The 23,629-nt window shown below is 36.2% G+C and carries 20 protein-coding genes; 10 read left to right on the forward strand and 10 right to left on the reverse strand.

Annotation, left to right across the window (positions count from 1 at the left end):
* Nucleotides 1-89: 89 nt before the first annotated feature.
* Nucleotides 90-929, reverse strand: coding sequence for a pantoate--beta-alanine ligase (panC, locus tag FLUTA_RS04475; RefSeq protein WP_013685665.1), 840 nt, complete (start codon nt 927-929; stop codon nt 90-92).
* 115 nt (nt 930-1,044) lie between these two features.
* Between panC and FLUTA_RS04480 the strand changes: the two genes are divergently transcribed.
* From FLUTA_RS04480 to glmS, 3 genes are read left to right on the forward strand one after another with little or no spacing between them, the layout of a single operon-like run.
* Nucleotides 1,045-1,875 carry a glycogen/starch synthase gene (locus tag FLUTA_RS04480; protein ID WP_013685666.1) on the forward strand — a complete coding sequence of 277 codons (831 nt, stop codon included), beginning with the start codon at nt 1,045-1,047 and terminating at the stop codon, nt 1,873-1,875.
* Nucleotides 1,872-3,239, forward strand: coding sequence for a DUF4270 family protein (locus tag FLUTA_RS04485; protein WP_013685667.1), 1,368 nt, complete (start codon nt 1,872-1,874; stop codon nt 3,237-3,239). The genes FLUTA_RS04480 and FLUTA_RS04485 overlap by 4 nt, the downstream gene beginning before the upstream one ends.
* Nucleotides 3,240-3,241: 2 nt before the next feature.
* A complete protein-coding gene (gene glmS, locus FLUTA_RS04490; protein WP_013685668.1) occupies nt 3,242-5,086 on the forward strand; it encodes a glutamine--fructose-6-phosphate transaminase (isomerizing) in 1,845 nt (614 codons plus the stop codon).
* 98 nt (nt 5,087-5,184) lie between these two features.
* Here glmS and FLUTA_RS20525 read toward each other — a convergent pair whose 3' ends face one another.
* The gene (locus FLUTA_RS20525) at nt 5,185-5,880 is read right to left on the reverse strand and encodes a hypothetical protein (protein WP_013685669.1); all 696 of its coding nucleotides are present in this window, start codon (nt 5,878-5,880) and stop codon (nt 5,185-5,187) included.
* 24 nt (nt 5,881-5,904) lie between these two features.
* Nucleotides 5,905-6,627, reverse strand: coding sequence for a hypothetical protein (locus FLUTA_RS20530; protein ID WP_013685670.1), 723 nt, complete (start codon nt 6,625-6,627; stop codon nt 5,905-5,907).
* Nucleotides 6,628-6,739: 112 nt separating this feature from the next.
* Here FLUTA_RS20530 and FLUTA_RS04505 point away from each other — a divergent pair, with 112 nt between their 5' ends.
* The 6 genes from FLUTA_RS04505 to FLUTA_RS04530 all read left to right on the forward strand — a co-directional run bounded on the left by FLUTA_RS04505 (nt 6,740) and on the right by FLUTA_RS04530 (nt 14,195).
* Nucleotides 6,740-6,949, forward strand: a complete 210-nt coding sequence (locus FLUTA_RS04505) for a hypothetical protein (protein WP_013685671.1) — start codon at nt 6,740-6,742, stop codon at nt 6,947-6,949.
* 74 nt (nt 6,950-7,023) lie between these two features.
* Complete coding sequence (locus FLUTA_RS04510) at nt 7,024-9,054, forward strand: S9 family peptidase (protein WP_013685672.1); 2,031 nt, start codon at nt 7,024-7,026, stop codon at nt 9,052-9,054.
* A 112-nt stretch (nt 9,055-9,166) separates the two neighbouring features.
* Complete coding sequence (locus FLUTA_RS04515; protein WP_013685673.1) at nt 9,167-11,839, forward strand: efflux RND transporter permease subunit; 2,673 nt, start codon at nt 9,167-9,169, stop codon at nt 11,837-11,839.
* A gap of 3 nt (nt 11,840-11,842) precedes the next feature.
* Entirely contained in the window at nt 11,843-12,706 is an 864-nt protein-coding gene (gene rfbA, locus FLUTA_RS04520; RefSeq protein WP_013685674.1) for a glucose-1-phosphate thymidylyltransferase RfbA, read from the forward strand.
* Nucleotides 12,706-13,674 carry a polyprenyl synthetase family protein gene (locus FLUTA_RS04525; protein WP_013685675.1) on the forward strand — a complete coding sequence of 323 codons (969 nt, stop codon included), beginning with the start codon at nt 12,706-12,708 and terminating at the stop codon, nt 13,672-13,674. The genes rfbA and FLUTA_RS04525 overlap by 1 nt, the downstream gene beginning before the upstream one ends.
* A 110-nt stretch (nt 13,675-13,784) precedes the next feature.
* Nucleotides 13,785-14,195: a hypothetical protein gene (locus tag FLUTA_RS04530; protein ID WP_013685676.1), complete on the forward strand. Its 411-nt coding sequence runs from the start codon at nt 13,785-13,787 to the stop codon at nt 14,193-14,195.
* Nucleotides 14,196-14,220: 25 nt separating this feature from the next.
* Here FLUTA_RS04530 and FLUTA_RS04535 read toward each other — a convergent pair whose 3' ends face one another.
* The 7 genes from FLUTA_RS04535 to FLUTA_RS04565 form a co-directional block, all read right to left on the reverse strand.
* Nucleotides 14,221-14,919, reverse strand: a complete 699-nt coding sequence (locus tag FLUTA_RS04535; RefSeq protein WP_013685677.1) for a lycopene cyclase domain-containing protein — start codon at nt 14,917-14,919, stop codon at nt 14,221-14,223.
* On the reverse strand, nt 14,916-15,401 hold the full coding sequence (locus FLUTA_RS04540; protein WP_013685678.1) for a sterol desaturase family protein: 486 nt from the start codon (nt 15,399-15,401) through the stop codon (nt 14,916-14,918). Before FLUTA_RS04540 ends, FLUTA_RS04535 begins: the two co-directional genes overlap by 4 nt.
* Nucleotides 15,398-16,024 carry a carotenoid biosynthesis protein gene (locus FLUTA_RS04545; RefSeq protein ID WP_013685679.1) on the reverse strand — a complete coding sequence of 209 codons (627 nt, stop codon included), beginning with the start codon at nt 16,022-16,024 and terminating at the stop codon, nt 15,398-15,400. Before FLUTA_RS04545 ends, FLUTA_RS04540 begins: the two co-directional genes overlap by 4 nt.
* 3 nt (nt 16,025-16,027) lie before the next feature.
* The gene (locus FLUTA_RS04550; protein ID WP_013685680.1) at nt 16,028-18,235 is read right to left on the reverse strand and encodes a tetratricopeptide repeat protein; all 2,208 of its coding nucleotides are present in this window, start codon (nt 18,233-18,235) and stop codon (nt 16,028-16,030) included.
* Nucleotides 18,236-18,491: 256 nt separating this feature from the next.
* Nucleotides 18,492-19,694, reverse strand: a complete 1,203-nt coding sequence (hflX, locus tag FLUTA_RS04555) for a GTPase HflX (protein WP_013685681.1) — start codon at nt 19,692-19,694, stop codon at nt 18,492-18,494.
* A gap of 3 nt (nt 19,695-19,697) precedes the next feature.
* Entirely contained in the window at nt 19,698-20,042 is a 345-nt protein-coding gene (locus FLUTA_RS04560; protein ID WP_013685682.1) for a c-type cytochrome, read from the reverse strand.
* Nucleotides 20,033-20,470, reverse strand: coding sequence for a hypothetical protein (locus FLUTA_RS04565; protein WP_013685683.1), 438 nt, complete (start codon nt 20,468-20,470; stop codon nt 20,033-20,035). Before FLUTA_RS04565 ends, FLUTA_RS04560 begins: the two co-directional genes overlap by 10 nt.
* 115 nt (nt 20,471-20,585) lie before the next feature.
* Between FLUTA_RS04565 and FLUTA_RS04570 the strand changes: the two genes are divergently transcribed.
* Nucleotides 20,586-23,621 carry an amidohydrolase family protein gene (locus FLUTA_RS04570; protein WP_013685684.1) on the forward strand — a complete coding sequence of 1,012 codons (3,036 nt, stop codon included), beginning with the start codon at nt 20,586-20,588 and terminating at the stop codon, nt 23,619-23,621.
* Nucleotides 23,622-23,629: the final 8 nt, after the last annotated feature.

The raw sequence follows: 23,629 nt of genomic DNA on the forward strand, positions 1-23,629 counted from the left end.
AAGCTAAAGCTTTTGAAGACTAAATCACGACAAATGTTAATGCGAAAGTGATTTGGGATAATTACGAATGCTGAATTAATAATTCGTAATCACAAAAGCGTTAAATTATCAATTAGCCGAACTTCTCCGCAAAAACAAGCAATACACATAGTTGCCCCTGGAACCCATTCCGTCGTTAAGTCTTCCAAGGTTTTAGGATGAATAATATTCAAGTACTCTAACTTCAATGATCCTGTTTCAAAATTGGAAAGTGCATTTATCAATGTTTGTGCAGGAGAAAGAGTCAAAGCATCTTCCTTTGCCTGGGACAGTGTTTTGTAAATAATAAGCGCTTCTTCTTTTTGACCTTCAGACAATCGTTTATTTCGACTGCTCATTGCTAGTCCTTTTTCCGTACGAAGCGTTTCGCAAGGAACAATTTGAACAGGTAAATCCAACACTTCGACCATTCTTTGAATAACTGCTACTTGCTGAAAATCCTTCAATCCAAAAAATGCTTTCTGCGGCTGAACAATATCAAAAAGTCTCCAAACAACCTGAACAACTCCATTAAAATGTCCTGGACGAAATTTTCCTTCCATCACTTGGTCCAAAGACCCTAAATCTACCTGGGGATATATCGAATTTTCAGGATAAATTTCAGCCACTGAAGGAAAAAAAGCGATGTCACAGCCAAATTTTTTCAACAATTCAGAATCCGCCTCTGGGGTTCTTGGATACAATTCTAAATCAGATGTATTATTGAACTGTGTTGGATTCACAAACACACTCGCCACCACGATATCACACTCAACACTGGCGCGACTTACCAAGTCCATATGACCTTGATGAAGTGCTCCCATAGTTGGCACAAAACCAATGCTTTTACCTTCATTTCGAGCTGAGTTCAGAGCTTGTTTTAGCTCCTCAACTGTGTTCAATATATCCACCTTTTTACCCTTTGGTTCAAAACAAGCTGTCAAAACTATATTAATATCTTGAAGAATCCGTCTTTTTTTCGTAATTTTGCACATATAATATTCAAAAATTCCCCTATCGGATTCTATGGAAAAGAAAAGAATTCTCTTTGTTTCTCAAGAAATCTATCCATTTCTTGCTAAAACAGAAATTTCTCACAATGCGCGTAAGCTTCCGCAAGGAACGCAAGAGAACGGTAAAGAAATCCGTGTTTTCACCCCTCGCTTTGGCACTATTAACGAACGAAGACATCAACTTCACGAAGTAATTCGCCTTTCAGGAATGAATATCATTATTGACGACAAAGATCACCCGTTGATCATTAAAGTTGCGTCAATTCCAGCTGCTCGCTTGCAAGTTTACTTCATTGATAATGATGAGTTTTTTAAGCGCAAAACAAATGTAGCTGATGATAAAGGAGCTGATTTCTCTGACAATGACGAAAGAAGTATGTTCTTCTGTCGCGGAGTTTTAGAAACTGTCAAAAAATTAGGTTGGAAACCTGACGTGATTCATTGTCATGGGTGGATGGCTTCCTTGATGCCTTTATACATCAAAAAGATCTACAATAAGGATCCTCATTTTGCTGATACTAAAGTTATTTACAGTATCTATGACCACAAAGAAGGTTTTGAATCCTCTTGGGATGAGCGCTTCCACGAAAAGTTGAAATTTGACGGATTTGATGAGGAAGTGACAAATTTAGTTAAAAACCCATCTATCGATGCAATAACTAAAGCTGCAGTAACGTTCTCTGATGGAGTTGTTCAAGGTAGTGAAGTTATTCAACCAGAATTGCAACAAGTTTTTGATGAAGCTTCTTGTTTAAAACTAAATTACTTACCAGAGGAACACTTAACGAAAGGACTTTCAGAGTTCTTTGATAAAGTAATAGAAGAAGGTATTTTGATTCAATGATGAAATTAAATAATTTACATAAAAACTGGCGGAAAGCATTTATACTTTCCGCTTGTTTTGTATTAGCGCTTTCCATCTTGCCAAGTTGCAAGAAAACATCCTCTACATTAGGCACAGAAGCCTTGGATGTAGATGCCCTAATTGCTGCTGGTGGAGTTGATAATTTTCAATTATTAACCAGCTCAGTACTTCTAGATACTGTCCGATCTGACAATCAGACATTTGGAACAATCGGAGCATATCATGATCCAAAATTTGGAACAGTAAACGCATCGCTATACACACGATTTTCAATTAATGGTCAATTATCTCTCCCAGCAGGCGCCACATTGACCAATATTGATTCCGTTGTTCTAAGTCTGAACTATGGCGGTTACTACGGAGAGTTTGATCCGCAAACATTTGAAGTATATCAACTTGCTGATATCGTTCAATCAGATTTTGCATATCGAATAAATTCATCAATCCCAACAACTGGACCCAACTTAGTTGAACCTGCATCAGCAACCCAAAAACCAAGTACCGTTGATTCAGCCTTTGTTGGTGTTGGTAAACGAGCACCTCAACTGAGATTAAGGCTTGATACTAATTTTGGAACATCATTCGTAAATGATATCATTGCTGGAAACTCAGCATTTAGCAACAGTGAAAACTTCATCAATTCAAACTACTTTAAAGGTCTAAAAATAAATGTAGCAAACCCTAGCCCAGCAGTTGGAAAAGGAGCCGTATTGTATTTTAAACTTGGAAATGCTGATACAAAAATCACCATTTACTTTAAACTGCTTGGAGAAACGACTCCACGCGAAGTTAGTCTGGTAATCGACAATAAATGTGCTGACTTTAATCATGTTGAAGTAAACAATACTGGCTATCCATTAGCGAATGTTCTCGCAAATCCTTTGAATGGACAAGCAGAATTCTACTCCCAAAACTTCAATGCAATTCCTAAAATTGAATTCCCTTCAGTATCAAATCTATCTGCAAAAACAGTGATAAACAATGCGCTTCTCTATCTGCCAGTTGCTTATCAAACTGGAAATATATACTCTCCGAACTTGACTAGTCTTGCTGTTTGTTATAAGGATGATGAAGGTAAATTAAGGTTAATCACTCGCACTAATTCAGCGGGAGCAACAAGTTTTGTAACAGGAAGCTATAGTAATACTCAGAAGGGATATGTTTTTGATTTGAGGGAATACATTCAAGATATAGTGAGCCTCAACAAACAGAACAAGGGAATCTATCTTCTTCCGAACCAACTTTTTTATAATTGTACAGCAGATCGAATAGTTTTCAACGGTCAATCAACGGCATATAAAACCAAGCCTAAATTAGTTATTAAATACACTGAATTCAAATAAGTATGTGTGGAATTGTAGCATATATCGGAAAAAACGACGCTTATCCTATTCTAATTAAAGGCTTAAAACGCTTAGAATATCGCGGATATGACAGTGCAGGAATTGCATTATTAGATGCAGGAAAAGTAAACCTATACAAACGCCAAGGGAAAGTATCCAACCTGGAAGAATTCGTGGCTGGTAAAAACATTGCTGGACATGCTGGAATTGGGCATACACGATGGGCAACTCACGGACCACCAAATGATGTGAACGCACATCCTCACTTTTCTAACAACGAGAAAATTGCACTGATCCACAATGGAATCATTGAAAATTACAACAGTTTAAAAGAAGAATTAATTGTTCGTGGGTATCATTTCAAAAGTCAAACGGATACAGAAGTATTGGTTCACTTAATCGATGATATTCAAAAAAAGGAAAATGTTGATTTAGCTCAAGCTGTTCGTATTGCTTTGCAAAATGTAATCGGAGCTTATGCAATCGTTGTGATTTCTTCAGACAATCCGACTCAATTAATTGCAGCTCGTAAAAGTTCTCCATTGGTTGTGGGAATTGGAAAAGAAAATGATTTCTATTTGGCTTCTGATGCAACTCCTATTATTGAGTATACCAACCAAGTTGTATACTTAGAAGATGAAGAAGTTGCTGTAGTAGATTTAGTAACTGGTTTGAATATTACCAACTTGCGAAATCAACCAAAGACACCTTACGTTCAGGAGTTAGAAATGCAATTAGAAGCACTTGAAAAAGGCGGATATGAGCATTTCATGTTGAAAGAAATTCACGAACAACCTCGTTCAATTAAAGACTGTTTCCGTGGTCGATTAAATGCTTCGGAAGGATGGGTTTCATTAGGCGGTGTGAAAGATTACGAGCAGAAAATGATTAATGCACAACGCATTATTATGGTTGCTTGTGGAACCTCATGGCACGCATGTTTAGTGGGAGAATATTTATTTGAAGACTTAGCAAGAATCAATGTAGAAGTTGAATATGCCTCTGAATTCAGATATAGAAATCCGATTATCAATGAAAATGATATTGTGATTGCTGTCTCTCAATCTGGAGAAACTGCTGACACTTTAGCAGCTTTAGAATTAGCAAAATCAAAAGGAGCAACAATTCTTGGGATTTGTAATGTCGTAGGATCATCGATTTCGCGTATTACAGACGCAGGATCATATACACATGCAGGACCAGAAATTGGAGTTGCATCTACGAAAGCATTTACGGCTCAGGTAACTGTTTTGACATTAATGGCTCTTTCTTTGGCTCACAAAAAAGGAACCTTAAGTGAAACAAAATTCAGAACTATGTTGTCTGAATTAGAAATCATCCCTGAAAAAGTACAACGCATTTTGGAACGCAATTCTGAAATCGAGGAAATTGCAAAAATTTACAAAGATGCTACAAATGCACTTTACCTTGGAAGAGGAAGTTCATTCCCTGTTGCACTAGAAGGAGCATTAAAACTGAAAGAAATTTCATATATCCACGCTGAAGGTTATCCTGCTGCTGAGATGAAACACGGACCAATCGCTTTAATAGATGAAGAGATGCCTGTTTTTGTGATTGCGACGAAAGGTACTTCATACGAGAAAGTAGTCAGTAATATTCAGGAAGTAAAAGCACGTAAAGGAAAAATCATTGCAATAGTTACTGAAGGTGATACCGATGTGAAAGCAATGGCAGATCATGTGATTGAAATTCCCGATACTGATGAACACTTAGTACCAATTTTGGCAACAATTCCGTTCCAATTATTAAGTTACCACATTGCAGTCATGAGAGATTGTAATGTCGATCAACCAAGAAACTTGGCGAAGTCAGTAACTGTCGAATAATTCAAAAAAAGATTTAAAAAAAGGGATTCTGTACGTACGGAATCCCTTTTTTTCTTTTTCATATTTGGGGGCTTGGTAGAACTTATTAATACTGTTGACTATCGAGAAACTTTTCCTTTAATCATCCTTCTTTCTACTAATTGAACGGAGAGATTATTTAAGGATTTATGGTTATCGAAATAAATTGTGTGGGAACTATATCCAGGAGCAGTTACTCGAATTGAAGTTGGATTTTTCTTCCAATCCAACGGAATATTGAATATCCCATTTCTATTGGGTTTTATTGATATTAATTCAACTGAATTTCCATCCATCAAAGAAATAGTTACAGATTCATAGTCTTTGTCGTTCAATTTAATCCGTCCACTCGCATGTGATTCTTCACCATGATTATAGCTCGTAATCACTTCACCTTGAAGCAATGCGATTGGTTCGTTTATTGTCGCATCTCGCTGTTCGATTGCTTGATTATTTTGTGCCTGATATGGCAAGGCAGAAAAAGTACTCAGAGCTAGCCCCAAAGCAACAGCCTTTAAATCGAAGCTAAATGTCTGATGATACGATTTTGTCCATAAATAAGTCTTATCCAACTGTTTCTCTTCAAACCGACCGCATATAGACTCGTTCTTCTTTGCTTCCAAATAAGTCACGATGGAAAAATCTGACATCTTACTGAAATCAACGACCGTTTTACTGCATGACGAGCAAAAACGACCTTTTGCTTCTGGCTTCATTTGATCCCAATCTGCATGACAAGGCTCCACAATTTTATAGTTTATTTTCTTTGGTTTCATGGTCTGTTTTTTTGAAAGAAAACTCTAATCTTCAGTAATGTTTATATCACCTTGCAAAATCTCGCCGCGAATCATTTCTATTTCGTCAAGCAAATTAATTTGAATACCACTTAATGAACGAACACTGGAAAAATAAAGTTCCTGATTCTCATAATTTGGACCAGAAACATTTAAGGAAGCAGGATTCAGTTTCCAATTCAAATCTATCGAGAAATTTCCTTTTGAATCAGGATGAATGGTTTTCAAAACAGCCCCATTCACATCTTTCAATTGAACAAAAATCTGATTAAAATCTTTCCGTGAAGCCCAAATTGTACCGCTCACTTTAGATTCCTTCTCATGATTAAAATGATGTACTGCAATTTTACCAACTATCACTGGTTCAACTTGAAAAGTCGTGTCTACTTTAACTGGTTCTTGAGGTTCCGTTTGCCCAAAACTATGAACCGCAGAAAAAGTTGTTAATGCCAATCCAAGAACTACTGCACGCAAATCGAAAGTTGGTGTAAAAACAGGTTGTTTTAATTGATACACACGATTTAGTTGCGGTTTTGTAAATCTCCCACATACTTTTTCCTCCTTGTGTTTCTCCATATAATGGATAATCAAAAAATCTGACATACTGGTAAAATCAACAACTGTCTTTTCACATGAACCACAAAAACGACCGGTTACTTCTGGCTTCATGTCGTTCCAACTTTCATCACATGGATTTTGAATGGAATATCGAATAGATTTTGATTTCATAGTATGTATTTTGAGGTGGTACAGTAAGCGACTGAAAAAGTTCAAATCTATTTTTGAATTTAACACTTTCCAACGTGCCTTTTTTATAAATTCGTTCAAAACCAACTCGTTAATGATTCGATTAAAAAGATTTCAAAGAACATTGATTATCGCATTAAGCGCACTCAATTCATTGGTTTATTGTATTTCCAAAAGCTTTTCAATAGAAGAAACTGTTTTGATTACTTTTTTCTTGACTGGAGGTGTCGCTTTGTTTGTTTTCGCTTATGTCTACTTTCAAAACAACTCACAGCGAAAAAAAGCAAGACTGAAATCTGAATAAATCGGGGATTTCCTTATTTTATTAGTCCCCAAATAGACTTTTTTAGGTATTTTTGGATAACTTGAAGAATATCTATGGGTAAACTGTCAATTTTATTTGCACTTTTTTTAAGTGCCTTCGCGCGGATTCAGGCAACAGCACAAGAATTTACACCTGAAAAAATGTCGTCTCTGAATCGGATTTCAGGAACACTAGGCTCACCCAACGAAGAATGGATGGTCTATCAAAGTTCAAAAACAGATTACACCCAAAACAAATCGAAAACGATTACGTATTTAGTGGAATTGAAAACTGGCAAATCCACTATTTTGGCAATTGATGGAGCTTGGAACTTCGCTTGGACTAGCGACAATAAATTAACGTTTCTACAATCAAATGGATCGGAAATTCAGCTTCAAAAGTTGAATCCATCTACGAAAGAAGTCAATACTCTTCATCAATTTGGAGTTATTGAAGTAGAAGGGATTACTTTGAGTTCGGACGGAAAACGATTTGCAACTTTAGAACCACTGAAAATAAAAGAAACCATTCAGGATAAATATCCAGATTTACCACAAACAACTGGCAGACTCGAAACTGACTTGATGTATCGCCACTGGAATCAATGGTCTACACCAACAGTTTTGCATTTGTATTGGTACGAAAGTTCCACAGAAGGGAAATTTACCAAAAAAGGCGACGTGATGCAGGGAGAGAATTTCCCTTCTGTTACGGGACCATTTGGAGGAATTGAAAGTATTTGCTTCAGTAAAGATGGCCAAACAATTTACTACTCGACAAAAAAAATGGCGGGGAAAAATTTTGCACAATCAACCAATTCAGAAATCTACGCATTTCATACTTCGGATAAAATAACAACAACACTTTCTTCTGCTCACAAAGGATACGACACAAATCCTGCTATCAATTTCACAGGAAAATCACTTGCTTGGTTAAGCATGGAGAAAGACGGATTTGAAGCTGATAAAAACCGAATCCGCATCATGGATTTAGCAAGCCGGCAGGAAAAAGATTTAACAGCTAGTCTCGATTTAAGTGTGAATGATTTTACTTGGCATCCTTCCAAAGAGATTATTTATTTCACTGCTACTGTAAAAGCAACAAAACAACTCTATTCCTTAGATGTCGTTTCTGGAAAAATTCTTCAATTAACTTCCGATCGCTGTGATTATGTCAGTTTCAGTGTTATGAAAGACCGCATACTTTTGGAAAGACAAGACATGATTCATCCAACAGACATTTGGATTTTCACTCCTAAAACTGGTTTGAATGAACAGTTAACTCACGCCAACAAAGAAGAATTAAACGGCATAGCTGAACCAACTGTTCAAGAAAAATGGATCACAACAACCGATGGAAAGAAAATGCTTACTTGGGTTGTTTTTCCTCCAAATTATGATCCTGCAAAAAAATACCCAACTTTGCTTTATTGTCAAGGCGGACCGCAAAGTCCTGTTTCACAATATTTCTCTTACCGTTGGAATTTCCGATTAATGGCTTCTCAAGGATATATCGTTGTAGCACCAAACAGAAGGGGTTTACCTGGGTTTGGACAAGAATGGAATGATGCTATTTCGAAAGACTGGGGAGGACAAGCCATGCGTGATTACTTAACAGCGATCGACAGTTGTGTTGCACAAATTCCAGCAATAAATAAAGATAAATTAGGAGCTGTTGGCGCTAGTTATGGAGGATATTCGGTTTATTACCTTGCTGGAATTCACGAAAACCGATTTAAGGCATTTATTTCACACTGCGGACTCTTTAATTTGGAAAGCTGGTATGGTACGACAGAAGAATTATTCTTCGCTAACTGGGATATAGGAGGTCCATATTGGTTACCTGAAAATAAAGAATTGTATGCTAAAAACAGCCCTCACAAATTGGTCGACAAGTGGAATACTCCGATGCTTGTGATTCATGGAGGAAAAGATTTTCGCGTTCCAGAATCAGAAGGGATGCAAGCCTTTCAAGTACTACAATTAAAAGGAATACCAAGTAAATATCTTTATTTCCCAGATGAAGGTCACTGGGTTACAAAGCCACAAAACAGTATTTTGTGGAACAGAGAATTTTACGACTGGTTGAATACTTATTTGAAGTAAGAGCCTGCCGTGGCGGATGACAACAGACAAGCATTACCGCAGTCATGAGAAAGTGAAACAAAAAATGGACTTATTAACCCAGTCCAATTAAAAATAAAAAACACAAATAGATATGTGGAATAGAATAGCCAATATCATTCTAAGAAATCGTTTTATCATTCTTGCTATAATGGCATTACTAACCGTTTTATTCGGTTACTACGCAATTACAGGCTTGAAAATCGACAATAAGTATGGAAACATGCTTCCAAAGGATAGTCCAACGCAAATTACCTACCTAAACTTCAAGAAAATGTTTGGAGAAGATGGTTCTGCATTAGTCATTGCTATTCAAGACAAGGATTTATACACCAAAGAAAAATTTCTTCTTTGGAAAAATTTGGGAGATTCTATTCTACAAATTGATGGTGTAACATCTGTCATTTCAGAAGCAAAACTCTTCAACCTAATTAATGATACTGCGACTAGTCAATTCATTATTAAACCCATTTTTTCGGACGTTTCTTTCAAAGAAAAATCCATCGAACAAATCAAAAAGGAGATTCGAAGAAACCCTTTGTATAATGGGGTTCTATACAATGATTCTGCAAATGTAAGCCTCATGATGGTGAGCTTAGATGAGAATTTTTTGGTGGATAAAGAAAAACAGAAGGTCGTTATTGAAATAGAAAAACTAGCTCAGTCATACGAAAAACAATTCAATCAGGTGCATTTTGCTGGTTTGCCTCACATGCGGGTATTAATTGGAAAACGCGTCATGTCTGAAATGTACATTTTCGTGGTTCTTTCCTTACTTGTTTCCTTTGGAATCATGTATTTCTTTTTCCGATCAGTACGTGTTACTTTAATTAGCGTACTGGTGGTACTGATTACTGTAATTTGGGCAATGGGAACCATTGGATTATTTGAATACAATATTTCCATTATGATGGCTTTAATTCCGCCTCTAATGATTGTGATTGGAATTCCAAATTGTATTTACCTCTTCAATAAATACCATTATGAGTTCAAGCAACATGGAAACAAAATCAAAGCGCTTACTCAAGTAATTCGAAAGACAGGAACGGCAATGTGGTTAACAAATGTTACTACGGCAATTGGGTTCATGACTTTCTTGTTTACAAACTCTACTAAATTCTTTGAATTTGGCGTTATTTCATCTTTGAACATCATGCTTTGTTATGTCGTTTCATTATGTTTGATTCCAATTTTCGCATCCTTCTCTAAACAACCAAAAACGCGTCATTTAAAACACCTAGATCGTAAGGCTGCGGTGAAATTTTTAGAGCGCTTAGTGAAAATAACTGCTAATAATCGCAGAGCTGTTTACATCATTACTATTGCATTGACCATTGGTACAGGTGTGGGAATTTTCTTCATGAAGGTTACTGGAAATATTACTGGAGATTTACCTGCCAGAGATCCAATCTTGAAGGATATCAAATTCATGGAAGCCAATTTTGGTGGTGCAGTTCCATTTGAAGTCTTGATCAATTACAAAGAAAAAGGACGTTTGTTTGGAAAAAGTACCATGCAAAATGTAGAGCAGGTTCAGGAAATGCTTTCCAAGGACACTTTATTTGCTAAAAGTCTTTCAATTGTTGATTTTGTGAAGGTCGTAAATATGGCTTATTACAACAACAATCCAGAGCAATACAAAATATTTGCAACCAAGGACAAATTGCGTCTGAATGCCTATTTGAAAAATTTATCAACCACAACGAATAATTCAACATTCTCCATCAAAGAGCTCGTTGATACTACCAATCACATTCTTCGAATTCGAACTTCTATGAAAGATTTAGGTTCTTATGAAGTCGAAGATCAAGTTCATTTGATCAAATACCGCATTGATAGTATCATGAATCCTGACAAGTCTTTATTGGAAAAATTTTACACCAAATTTGAAAAAGGCAAAAAAGGATATGTTGATTCTATATTCGATATTTCTAGTGGTGTTTACAACAATGTAACATCCTTGATTTCAAATGGAAATGATAAAATGCAATATGCGTTTGACTCAGATCCTGAAATGATTCAAAAATACATATCCAAACCAGGATTCAAAAAGCAACTTCGAAAAGCAATTGACAACGAATACTACGATGTTACACTAACAGGGACATCCGTTGTGGCTTCTGAAGGAACGAAGTACTTAGTAAGTAACTTGACCTCTAGTATTGTGTTCGCTACGATTTCTATAGCGGCCTTAATGTGTTTATTATTCTATTCATTTAGAATGGTAATTGTTTCTATGGTTCCAAACTTAATTCCGATGGCAGTAACTGCTGGAATTATGGGGATCTTCGGAATTCCATTAAAACCATCTACACTCTTAATCTTCTCTATCGCTCTAGGAATTACGGTCGATAATACCATTCACTTTCTAGCCCATTATCGTAACGAGCTAAAAATGAAAAAGTGGGATCTCAAAGAATGTGTTGCCATTTCAATACGCGAAACAGGCTTGAGCATCATTTATACTTCCGTTATTCTTTTCTTCGGATTCATCGTCTTCGTATTCTCTGACTTTGGTGGAACTCAGGCCTTAGGTTACTTATCTGCTATCACTTATTTCGTAGCACTTTTCACTAACTTGATTCTTTTACCTTGTTTGTTATTAAGCTACGAACGCAGATTAACAACCAAATCATTTGAAGAGCCATTGTTTGAAATTTATGACGAGGATTCAGATATTAATTGGGATTTATTAGAAATTGAAAAATTGGAATCTACTGAAGAACTCAAAAAAGAAGACGATAAAAACGAACCAAAAGAAGATTAAATCATGAAAGGAATCATTTTAGCTGGTGGATCTGGAACAAGACTACACCCACTAACCTTGGCAATCAGTAAACAATTGATGCCAATTTATGATAAACCTATGATTTACTATCCGTTGTCAATTTTGATGACTGCAGGTATTCGGGAAATTCTAATTATTTCAACCCCTCATGATTTACCTCAATTCAAAAAATTGTTAGGTGATGGAAGTAAGTTGGGATGTACATTTACTTACGAAGAACAAGCAGAACCTAACGGTTTAGCTCAAGCTTTCGTAATCGGTGAATCTTTCATCGGAACTGATTCAGTGGCACTTATTTTAGGAGATAACATCTTCTACGGTGTTGGAATGGATGAATTATTAATCGAAAATGCTTCACCTGACGGTGGAGTTGTTTATGCCTATCATGTAAGTGATCCTGAGCGGTATGGTGTGGTAGAATTTGATGATGCAATGAATGTACTTTCTATCGAAGAAAAACCTGCTATTCCGAAATCAAATTACGCGGTTCCTGGATTGTATTTTTACGATAATGACGTTATTGAAATTGCCAAAAACCTAAAACCGTCTGCTCGTGGTGAATACGAAATCACCGATGTAAATGCGGAATACTTGAAAAGAGGAAAATTGAAAGTTGCCATTTTAAGCAGAGGAACAGCTTGGTTAGATACAGGTACTTTTCCTTCACTGATGCAAGCTGGACAATTTGTTCAAGTTATTGAAGAACGACAAGGTTTAAAAGTTGGTTGTATTGAAGAGATTGCATACCGAAATGGGTTCATTTCTGCCAATCAGCTAGAAGAAATTGCTCAACCACTTGTTAAAAGCGGATATGGAACTTACTTACTGCAATTACTCAAGAAATAATGAAAAGCTTAGAGCAATATACGCGCTTTATTGAAGAGAAAATAGCTGGTATTAATCTAGAAGAAGAACCCAGAAAATTATATGATCCATTGCGTTATTTTCTTTCATTAGGGGGAAAACGAATGCGACCAATATTAACACTTATCTCTGGAGAATTATTCCAAATTTCAAACGAAGAAAGTTTATCTGCAGCATTAACCATTGAGCTTTTCCATAATTTCTCACTCATTCATGATGACATTATGGATGAAGCTCCTGTTAGACGAGGAAAACCAACTGTTCATATTAAATGGAACTCCAGTGTTGCCATTCTATCAGGAGATGTCTTATTTGTTGAAGGATACCAGCAATTAGCAAAATATACAGATAAACGCCTTCCCATATTATTGAAACGATTCAACGAAACAGCTATCGAAGTTTGTCAAGGTCAGCAATTAGATATGGATTTTGAGAGCAGGGACGATGTTACAGAAGAAGCATATATTGAAATGATTCGACTAAAAACATCCGTTCTACTTGGTTGCGCTCTAGAATTTGGTGCTATTCTCGGAAATCAATCGGAAGAAACAAGAAATCATCTCTATCATTTTGGTGTTTCCTTAGGAATCGCATTTCAAATACAAGACGATATTTTAGATTTATACGGAGATCCAGAACTTTTCGGTAAGCAAGTGGGAGGAGATATTTTATCCAATAAAAAAACACTTCTTTTCCTAAAAGCGAAAGCCATTTCAGAAGCAAGTAAAGATGCTCGTTTCGGCGATTTACTTCAAATGGCTCCAACGGATTCCAAAATTGCTAGTGCCAAAAAATTATTCGAAGAAATTGATGCCAAAAATGCAAGCTTGGAAACGATGAATGGCTACTATAGTGAAGCAATCAATTCCTTAGATCAACTTGAATCGAAAGGTTTAGAACTCGGCTCACTTCGAGAACTAGCTAATTTTCTGATTACTAGAAAACTTTGAAACCTATTATCTTTGTTTAATTTTTAAAATTTGAGGATAAAAAACCTATAAAATGATTTGACAATGGTGGATATTGTTAAAAAAAATTATATTCGAAGAAAAAATTAGTTATGAAAATGCTTAGAATCAGTCTATTCACTGTAATTTTGGGACTTATACTTCCCTTGTTACATTCTTGCGGTAAATATCCAGATGGACCAAATTTTACTTTATTATCTCGTAAATCTCGTTTAGAAGGCACTTGGACGGCTTATGAAGTTACTAATTCAAACGGACAAACTACTTCTTACCCTAATGGAGGCGCTTCAATTGAGCTTACAGATGATGAAGAAGTTTTCTTATACACTGGTATAATAACTATTCAAGGAACATGGAGTCTTGTGAAAGATAAAGAATATTTACGCATCACATATCCTGGTTTATCATCTACTGAATATGAAATAAGAAGGCTTAAGAACAAAGATATGTGGCTCAAAGATCCGAATGGATCTCTCACTAAATATGAAAAAATTGATGACTAAACCCATCAAAAAAACTAGAAAGCGGTCATTTGATCGCTTTTTTTGTTTGGTGTGCTTTCATAACTTCATGAATCAATACAATTGGCAGAAGCATGCTTAAATTGTAGTACAAATCTTCAAGCGGTATAGTACCGATGCGAATACCAACAATGTGATTCTCAGAATACCAAACTACGGGTTCAGGAGTAAAAAATCCAGTCAGAGCACCATTGACCAATAAAAACGGAACCAAACAAATCAAAAATGCCAATGCAAAATGGTTAAACCAAGAAGCCCTTGCTCTAAAATAAACGCCAATTATCAGGAGTGTCGAAAGCGAACAAGCCGTTAGTGTATACCAGTTTTTTAAATGAAAGATAGCTAACAATAAGCCTGAAAGTACCATTGCAAAAGCAAATCCACGTCCTAAAAGATTCAATTTTGCATTTGGTAAATATCCTCTGATTACTTCATAAACAAATAAGCAAGCATAAGGAACTACGAGAAAAAACAAGACTTCTTCCAGTGGCAAACGAAACAAATAAATCCCTTGTACATATCTTGGATTAAAGCCCCAAACCGAATGAAGTGTAAAATAACTATCCCACACTAAAAAGAACAAACCAACCATGAAAATAGATGGGAAAACTGTTTTCCAATGTGTATAAAAATGAATCTTTTTATCAAAACTTAAAAGAAAAGGGAAGACAATGGTTCCCAAAATAATCCATAAATAAAGACTCATTGAGCAGAATGATTTTGTTTGTATGACTTTCTAGCTTCCAAATAATACTTCATTGGAACAATTAACAACCCAAAACATTCTCCTTCTTCTTTTCCAATATGTTTGTGATGCATTTTATGCGCTCTGCGAATAGCTATAAAATAGGGTGTATTCATTTCACGAATCCATTTAAAACGACGGTGAATGAACACATCATGAAGCAGGAAGTAAGTAAAGCCGTAAGCCATAATTCCAAATCCCATCCAAACAAAAGCATGCTGATGATACATTAAACCGAGCATAATCCCTAACCAACTAGGTATGGCAAAAATTAGAAAAAAGACGTCATTTCGTTCGAAAAAACCCGCTTTCCCTTGATGATGATCTCGGTGGAAATACCACATAACACCATGCATCAAAAATTTGTGTGCAGACCAAGCGGCCAATTCCGTTAAGAAGAAAGCACCCATTAAAACAACTATTCCTAAACCTGTTCCGATCATCTGTTTAAAATTGCAAAAAATATCACTAGAATAATAAACAATCCAACACTTACTTTGTTTGTTTCAACCGATTTTCTTTTCAAAACCCAAAAACTAAACAAGGAAGAAAAGAAAATCCAGCACACATAATTATACATCGGAATTGTACCATCATTCCAATGCCAAAAATCTGATTTAATAGCAACTGGTTCAATAATCCAATCCAAAGCAGTCATCAACACTCCCGCAATTAGAGCTTTTAAAACAAGTGGAATATTCCATTTATTGACAATTGCAGTAGCTGAAAAAGTCAATAAAATCCAGTTAACACCAATGATTAGAGGAATTCCATCTAAACGATACCCTAAATTATTTCCATATCCATAATGTCCGAATAAGACTGAAGTATGCACTCCAATCCATTCGATTGTATATCCTACAATTCCAATTAGCAAGATATCCACATGCTTTTTTACCGAATAATTCGCGAACGAAAAATAAAGACAAATAAATGACAAGATTAAATTGAAAGGAGATAGCTCCAAAAAAGAATTTCTAGAATCAGTATGAAGACCAACTAAACCAACGGTATAGAAGATAATTAAAATGATTAATAAAAGGGTTTGTTTCTTTGGTAATTTCATTCCTTAGCTTAATTTAACTCCAAACACGCACACATCGTCCACTTGTTCCAGATTTCCTTTCCAAGCATTAAAATGGGTTTTCAGTTTGGTTGACTGTTCACTTATTTTTTGATTTGAAAGCTCCATTAAGAATGTATTCAGATTCGCAATTTTGAACTTTTTCCCTCTTTCGCCGCCAAATTGATCAGCATAACCATCTGTATAAACAAACAACTCATCACCTGGTTCACTTTCGATTGAAAATGTTTGAAAATCCTGTGTGTAATCACTCTTTCCAACGGGCATTTTATCTGCAGAAAATTTGATTAACTCATTATTCCTTACAATAATAGGTGTATTGTAAGCAGCAGCATAGGAAATAATTGAACGACTTTCATCGAAACACAATAACACACCATCCATTCCGTCTTTTGCCCCGTCGTGAGAAATGGATTCTACCAAACGATTTCTCACATGATTGAAAATTTGTCCTGGTTCTTCAATTCCTAATTGATTCACAGCTTCACTTAAAAAAGTAATGTTCAAAGCACTCATAAACGCCCCAGGGACTCCATGGCCCGTGCTATCGCAAATGGCCAAATAGAATTTTGAATTTCGTTTCGTAGCCCAATAAAAGTCTCCCGAAACAATATCTTTGGGTTGAAAGAAAACAAACGATGCTGGAAGTTCTTCTTTGAGTAACTGCTGTTTCACCAATAACGACTCCTGAATACGCTTAGCATAATGAATAGAACCTAAAATTTCGCCTTGTTTTTCTTCAATAACCGTTTTTTGGGTTTCAATTTCCTCGTTTTGCTGATTCAAAAGCGCGTTTGCTTTTCGCTTTTGTTGATTGGATTTAAAACTGATTCCCAAAGAAATAACAATCAATCCTCCAATTAAAAACAAACCTAAAATTAAGTTGCTTTTTCGATCATTCTCTGCCGAAATTCGCTGATTTTTTTGCTTAGAAAGTGCCAAATCCTGTTCCTTTCGATCCAATTCATTGAGTGAATTCAAAGTTGAAATTTGATTTGTAACTGCTTCCAAATCCATCTTTTCTTTCAATGAATTAGCAGTTTCATAATACTGTAAAGCTTTTTGGTGATTACCTGATTTCTTATATATTTCAGATAAAGTATTGTAAGTCCGAACCTGCGCATTCACATCTTCGGTATCGTTAAATGCATCTAAGGCAATCTCTGCATGCTTAATGGCTAAATCCCTTTTATGCATGTGATGATAAATCGTAGCCTTCGTTAATTGAACTTCTGCGAAACTCAACAAATCAGCTTCTTTGTTCGACATTTTCTCAGCCATTTCAGCCGCTTGTAATGCCTCTGAATACTTTTTAATGTCATTCAAATAATTTGCTTCTGATTGGTAATAAGAAAGCCAAACATCCTCTTCATTCAATTTTTGAGCAACTTTTTTCAGTTCATTCAACACCTTTTTTGCCTTCACATATTGTTTCGTGTAGCGATAATCAAGGGATAAATTGAACAAAACAGTTTCTAGTAATCTGTAATTACCCGATTTTTCGACCTTCTCTTTAGCAATGAGGTTGTATTTTATCTCCTGATTATACATTTGTCGTTCGTGATAAACTGTTCCCAAATTCACGTACAACTGTGCATCCTGCTCTTCATTCTTTATTTGCTTATTCAGTGTTAAACCTTCCTGAAAAGCCTGAACCGCTTGATCATACAACCCAATTGATTTATATGCGGTCCCTATATTTGTGTATAAAATTAATTGATTGTCAAAATCATTCAACTTTTTCGCAAGATTGATAGATTTCTCGTAATTTTTTAGTGCTAAAGCATAACTTCCTTTTTCGAAATAAACAGAACCTAAATTCGAATAAGCTCCAATTAATTTCTCTTCCTGCTTGTGTTTTTTTCGTAATTGGATTAACTCTTCGTAGGTTTTGATCGCTTCTGGATAACGCGAATTCAAGCGGTAATAAATTCCCAATGTGTTTTTGGCATCCATAATTCCATTCGCATACCTTTTCTTTTGAGCTAAAAGAAGTCCTTTTTGCAAATAGAAATAACTGGAATCTAAGGAATAATCAAGGTAAGTCCAAGCGATTTCATTGTACTGAAAAACACGCATTGTATCATTAGAAACCGACTTTTGCAACGTCGATTTTAAACTATCCAGATATGCCGATTGACTGTAACTGATAGAATAGAAAAATAGCGACAATACGAAAATTCCAAAACGCATAGTCGAAGATAAGGAATTTCAAAAAATTACAGAAAAATAATCTAATCAAGTAGAAATAATCAACCGAAAGGCTTATTAAGATAGATGTGGTTCAAAGGGTTCAAAGGGTTCAAAGGGTTCAAAGGTGTTTAATAAAAAAAATTGAACTATTGAACTATTGAACTATTGAACTATTGAACTATTGAACTATTGAACTATTGAACTATTGAACTATTGAACTATTGAACTATTGAACTATTGAACTATTGAACTATTTTTAATACAAGAAATTATTATGGGGATAGCGAACTGCAAAAATTCGTTTAATTTCAGAATACATGGTTTCTTTCAACTCTTCTACGTTATCTTTATCTGTTGCAGAAATAAAAACACATTTGGTTGCAGGAAGTCGATTCATCCACGTTCTCTTCAATTCTTCCAAAGTCATATTGGCACTTTCTTCCTCCAAATTCCCATCGCTATCGATTCCTGGATTGTGTTTGTAAGCATCAATCTTATTGAAAACCAAAATCATGGGTTTGTCTTTGTTATCCAATTCGGCCAAAGTTTCATTCACAATATTCAACTGATCTTCAAAATTGGGATGAGAAATATCTACCACATGAATCAAAAGATCAGCTTCACGCACCTCATCCAAAGTCGATTTAAAAGATTCCACCAATTGATGCGGCAATTTTCGGATGAACCCAACGGTGTCTGTGAGCAAAAAAGGCAAATTTTCGATTACCACTTTTCGAACAGTTGTATCCAAGGTTGCAAACAATTTGTTCTCTGCAAAAACCTCCGATTTACTCAACATATTCATCATCGTGCTCTTACCAACATTGGTATACCCCACCAAAGCTACACGGACCAATTGCCCACGATTACCTCGCTGCACCGACATTTGTTTATCAATCTCTTTCAATTTTTCCTTCAAGAGCGCAATTCGAGTTTGAATAATTCGTCTATCGGTTTCAATCTGAGATTCTCCTGGACCACGTAAACCAATTCCTCCTTTTTGACGCTCCAAGTGAGTCCAAAGTCGTTTCAATCGCGGAAGCATGTATTGCATTTGCGCCAATTCGACCTGCGTTTTCGCATGTGAAGTACGTGCACGAGAAGCAAAAATATCCAAGATCAAAATGTTCCGATCCAAGATTTTACACTCCAATTCGCGTTCAATATTGCGCAATTGAGAAGGTGAAAGCTCATCATCAAAAATAACTAGCTCTACCCCATTTTCTTTTACATATTCTTTGATTTCTTCCAATTTACCCGTTCCCACAAAAGTGCGCGGATTAGCCATTGGAAGTTTTTGTGTAAATCGTTTGACAGAAGTTGCACCTGCAGTTTCAGCCAGGAATTCCAATTCATCCAAATATTCGTGTGCTTGCTCATCCGTCACAGTAGATGTAATGATTCCAACAAGCACGCAAGTTTCTTCAACTGCGTCAACTAAAACGTGACCTTCATCCATGTGTTATTTCCGTAAATTTTGAACGAATTTTACGACACCTTTTATTTCTGCTGTACTCAGCATCTCTTCATAAGGCATCATTCCTTTATCGTTTCCTTTTCGAATTGTTTTCTCTATTGTGGCTTCGTCCAACGTACTAATAGACAAATCTTTCGCATTCGAAGCTTTCAATGTTCCATCCGGACCATGACAAGAAGCACAATTCAAGATGTAAACTGATTTTGCATCTTCCAAAGAGATTGGTTCGTTTGAAATCGGTTTTGTTTTGTCTTCTAGGGATTCATTTCCTCCACAACTGGAAGTTATCAATGCCAAAGACCCAATTAAAATTCCAATTCTTAAAACCATGACCCTCCCAATGATGCTCTAAATGGCCAAGGAATAGCTAAGAAAATAATTGTCAAAACAAGCATATACCAAATCAAAATCGTTTTATGCTTTTTAGCTGGTTCCAATGCTTTTTCAGCTTTTTTCCTTCCGATAGTTGCCAAAACAACAGCAATTACCATTAGTAATATGTGCTCCATTCCGAAGAAACGGTATTGAGGGTTTTTCATCCAACCTTCAGCATAAGAAATTTTTCCTGACATAAAAGATACGATTGTACCAATGGTAATCTGAATATGCAACATCACCATTGCAAACAAATTAAGCATCTTATCGCTCTTTTCGTATTTTCCGCTTTTCAATTTCAAACCAGCATTCACAATAGCGAAAACCAATAAAGCTAAGGCTAACCAACGCAAGCCAGAATGTGCATGTACCAATGCGCTCATAATAAGTCAATTTTTAGCAAAATTACCGAAAAAAGAGCCTCATTGGTCGAATGAATCACTTATTTCCGTGAAGAATCATTAATTTTCGCACCTGAAAACTAGAATTCCCCAAATAATGATTCGTTATATACTTGCTCTCTTACTTCCATTCAGTGTCTTTAGTCAAGCACAAAAGCCCGAAAACGGAGTAAAAACACCCAACCTCAACTCATTTGTATTAACGAATGTCACGATAATTGTCTCTCCAGACAAAACCATTGAAAATGGAACAATCACCGTCAGAAATGGAAAAATTGTTGCTGTAGACAAGTTTACCTTGACAACTCCCAAAGATTTGATGATCATTGACGGAAAAAATGCCGTTGTTGTTCCTTCTTTCATTGAAGTAAATAGCTCTTTGGGAATTTCTTCCGAGCAAAAAGCAGAAAACAAAATGGGACCCTATTATTGGAATCATGCAATTCGAGCAGATTTTGACCCCATTGATTGGTATAAAACAGATGAGAAATTAATGACCGAATACCAAAAAATGGGCTTTGGGGCAGTTTTAACTCACCGAAATGATGGATTGGCTCAAGGTTATGGAGCATTCATCCAATTGGGGGTCACCAATTCAGATAATCAACTTTACAGCAGCAAAGCAGCTTCTTTTTACTCCTTCAGAAAAGGAAGTTCTCCACAAGGATATCCAAGCTCTCTAGTGGGTTCAATAGCTTTACTTCGTCAGACTTTTTACGATGCACAATGGCATTCAGAATATGGAACGGAAGCAAATTACAGCTTAGACGCAATCTCTCAACAACTAAAAAAGCCAGCTTTCTTTCAATTGGAGAACAAATCCGATATTTTCAGAGTGAAATCGTTGATGCGCGAGTTTAAAAGAGATTTCACCGTATTAGGAACTGGTCAAGAGCAATTTTTAGGAAAAATTTGGGACACCCTCAAAGTTCAATTGGTTATTCCCATCAATTTCCCAGAAGCATTTGATTTGAAAGATCCGTATTTGGCTCACCAAATTCCATTCAGTGAATTAAAAACATGGGAAATGGCTCCTAGAAATCCAGCGTTTTTAATGAATCAAAAAGTTCCCTTCATTACCACAGCTGCTGGCCATACAACTGCAGCAGATTTCTGGAAACATATTCATCAATCATTGGCATTCGGCTGGACAGTCAATGATGTCATACGTTCCTTAACAGTTGCACCTGCCACTCTTTTGGGAGTTCAAAAAGAATTAGGCACAATCGAAATAGACAAATGGGCAAACTTTACCGTTTATGATGTGAATCCATTTTTATACCAATCTAAGGTGCTCGAAGTTTACTCAAAAGGAGAGCGAAAAACGTTGCAAAATGCTCCAATTGCAGATCTTCGTGGCACTTATAGCATGAATATTGATGGTTCAAAGTTTTGGTTGGAAATCAGCGGAACGGCAAGTCAACCTGAGGGGAAAGTAAAATTCATGCGAACAATCCAAGACACTCTGACTTTCGCAAACAAAACGGATACTGTTTCAACAAACGCCAAAATATCACTCCTAAATAACGATATCTCTATTCATTTTATTCAACTGATAGATGGAGAAAAACAAACATTTAGTTTGAAAGGAGATATAAACCCTCGTGTCTATATTTTTGAAGGAGAAGGAACAAATAGCAAAGGTAAATGGATTAAATGGAGTGCTCTGCGCAACAAAAAAAATGAAATCAAAGATGAAAATAAACAAGCTTGGACTTTAGATACTTTAGCTATTCCCAGTCCTCGTTTCCCCAACAGTGCTTTTGGATTTACCGCGGCACCAAAACCAACGGTAATCATATTCGAACAAGCAACCATTTGGACAAATACCGACGAAGGTATTATCCAAGAAGGAACAGTTATCGTGGAAAATGGAAAAATTAAAGCCATTCACAGAGGCTCTGGAACCTACCTAAAACCCAATGATGCGATTGTAATCAATGCAAAAGGGAAAATTCTAACCACAGGAATTATTGATGAGCATTCACACATTGCACTCACAAGAGGCGTAAATGAAGGTGGACAAGCAATTGCCTGTGAAGTTCGAATGGAAGATGCCCTCAACGAAGAAGACATTGATATTTATCATCAATTAGCTGGAGGAGTTACTGCAGCTCAATTACTGCATGGTTCAGCAAATCCAATTGGAGGACAATCAGCTTTAATTAAATTAAAATGGGGACATTATCCGAATGAATTTTTAATTAAAAACGCGCCCAAGTTTGTCAAATTTGCTCTTGGTGAAAATGTGAAACAATCCAATTGGGGGTCAAGTAATCGTTTCCCTCAAACAAGAATGGGAGTTGAACAAGTTTATATTGATGCCTTTTCTCGGGCTTTAGCATATCACCAATCAAAGGGTACTTCTACAGGAAAACAAAAAGATAAAAATGCAACTCCACCAGCAGTAGATTTAGAATTGGAAGCCCTTTACGAAATTGTTTCGGGAGACCGAAAAATAACCTGTCACAGTTACGTGCAATCGGAAATCAATATGTTGATGCACGTGGCAGATTCATTCGGATTTAAAGTAAATACGTTTACTCACATTTTGGAAGGTTACAAATTGGCCGATAAAATGAAAGAACATGGCGTTGCCGCTTCTACTTTTTCAGATTGGTGGGCTTATAAATTTGAAGTGTTGGATGCCATTCCTCAAAACGCCAGTTTAATGACAGATATGGGATTAACTGTTGCAATTAATTCCGATGATGCAGAAATGGGAAGACGCTTGAACCAAGAAGCTGCAAAAACGATTAAATACGGAGGATCAACCGAAGATCAAGCTTGGAAAATGGTCACTTTGAACCCTGCAAAAATTTTGCACTTGGATGATCGCATGGGAACTGTACAAGTTGGAAAAGATGCCGATTTGGTTCTATGGACAAACAATCCATTAAGTGTCACTGCAAAGCCGCTTTACACGGTTGTGGATGGTGAAATTTTATTTGATGCTCAAAAAGACTTTCAAATGCAGCAAGAAATTGCAGCTGAGCGAGCTCGCATCATTGCAAAAATGACAGAAGAGGCAAAAAAAGGCGAGCCTACAAAACCATACAATCGCAAGCGCAGAGGACATTTTCATTGCAATACCTTGGGCGAAGAAGAATCATTCGAAGCAAACGAACACTAAAAAATCAA

This window comes from Fluviicola taffensis DSM 16823, from assembly GCF_000194605.1.
GTDB lineage: Bacteria > Bacteroidota > Bacteroidia > Flavobacteriales_D > Crocinitomicaceae > Fluviicola > Fluviicola taffensis.

Excerpts from the sequence above, each read along its gene's own strand:
- FLUTA_RS04480 (WP_013685666.1), top strand. The coding sequence starts at position 1,045 with ATGGAAAAGAAAAGAATTCTCTTTGTTTCTCAAGAAATCTATCCATTT.
- FLUTA_RS04525 (WP_013685675.1), top strand. The coding sequence starts at position 12,706 with ATGAAAAGCTTAGAGCAATATACGCGCTTTATTGAAGAGAAAATAGCT.
- FLUTA_RS04570 (WP_013685684.1), top strand. The coding sequence starts at position 20,586 with ATGATTCGTTATATACTTGCTCTCTTACTTCCATTCAGTGTCTTTAGT.
- FLUTA_RS04515 (WP_013685673.1), top strand. The coding sequence starts at position 9,167 with ATGTGGAATAGAATAGCCAATATCATTCTAAGAAATCGTTTTATCATT.
- FLUTA_RS04535 (WP_013685677.1), bottom strand. The coding sequence starts at position 14,919 with ATGAGTCTTTATTTATGGATTATTTTGGGAACCATTGTCTTCCCTTTT.
- rfbA (WP_013685674.1), top strand. The coding sequence starts at position 11,843 with ATGAAAGGAATCATTTTAGCTGGTGGATCTGGAACAAGACTACACCCA.
- FLUTA_RS04530 (WP_013685676.1), top strand. The coding sequence starts at position 13,785 with ATGAAAATGCTTAGAATCAGTCTATTCACTGTAATTTTGGGACTTATA.
- FLUTA_RS04560 (WP_013685682.1), bottom strand. The coding sequence starts at position 20,042 with ATGGTTTTAAGAATTGGAATTTTAATTGGGTCTTTGGCATTGATAACT.
- FLUTA_RS04510 (WP_013685672.1), top strand. The coding sequence starts at position 7,024 with ATGGGTAAACTGTCAATTTTATTTGCACTTTTTTTAAGTGCCTTCGCG.
- FLUTA_RS04545 (WP_013685679.1), bottom strand. The coding sequence starts at position 16,024 with ATGAAATTACCAAAGAAACAAACCCTTTTATTAATCATTTTAATTATC.
- FLUTA_RS04565 (WP_013685683.1), bottom strand. The coding sequence starts at position 20,470 with ATGAGCGCATTGGTACATGCACATTCTGGCTTGCGTTGGTTAGCCTTA.
- glmS (WP_013685668.1), top strand. The coding sequence starts at position 3,242 with ATGTGTGGAATTGTAGCATATATCGGAAAAAACGACGCTTATCCTATT.
- FLUTA_RS04485 (WP_013685667.1), top strand. The coding sequence starts at position 1,872 with ATGATGAAATTAAATAATTTACATAAAAACTGGCGGAAAGCATTTATA.
- FLUTA_RS04540 (WP_013685678.1), bottom strand. The coding sequence starts at position 15,401 with ATGATCGGAACAGGTTTAGGAATAGTTGTTTTAATGGGTGCTTTCTTC.
- FLUTA_RS04505 (WP_013685671.1), top strand. The coding sequence starts at position 6,740 with ATGATTCGATTAAAAAGATTTCAAAGAACATTGATTATCGCATTAAGC.
- FLUTA_RS04550 (WP_013685680.1), bottom strand. The coding sequence starts at position 18,235 with ATGCGTTTTGGAATTTTCGTATTGTCGCTATTTTTCTATTCTATCAGT.
- hflX (WP_013685681.1), bottom strand. The coding sequence starts at position 19,694 with ATGGATGAAGGTCACGTTTTAGTTGACGCAGTTGAAGAAACTTGCGTG.
- FLUTA_RS20525 (WP_013685669.1), bottom strand. The coding sequence starts at position 5,880 with ATGAAACCAAAGAAAATAAACTATAAAATTGTGGAGCCTTGTCATGCA.
- FLUTA_RS20530 (WP_013685670.1), bottom strand. The coding sequence starts at position 6,627 with ATGAAATCAAAATCTATTCGATATTCCATTCAAAATCCATGTGATGAA.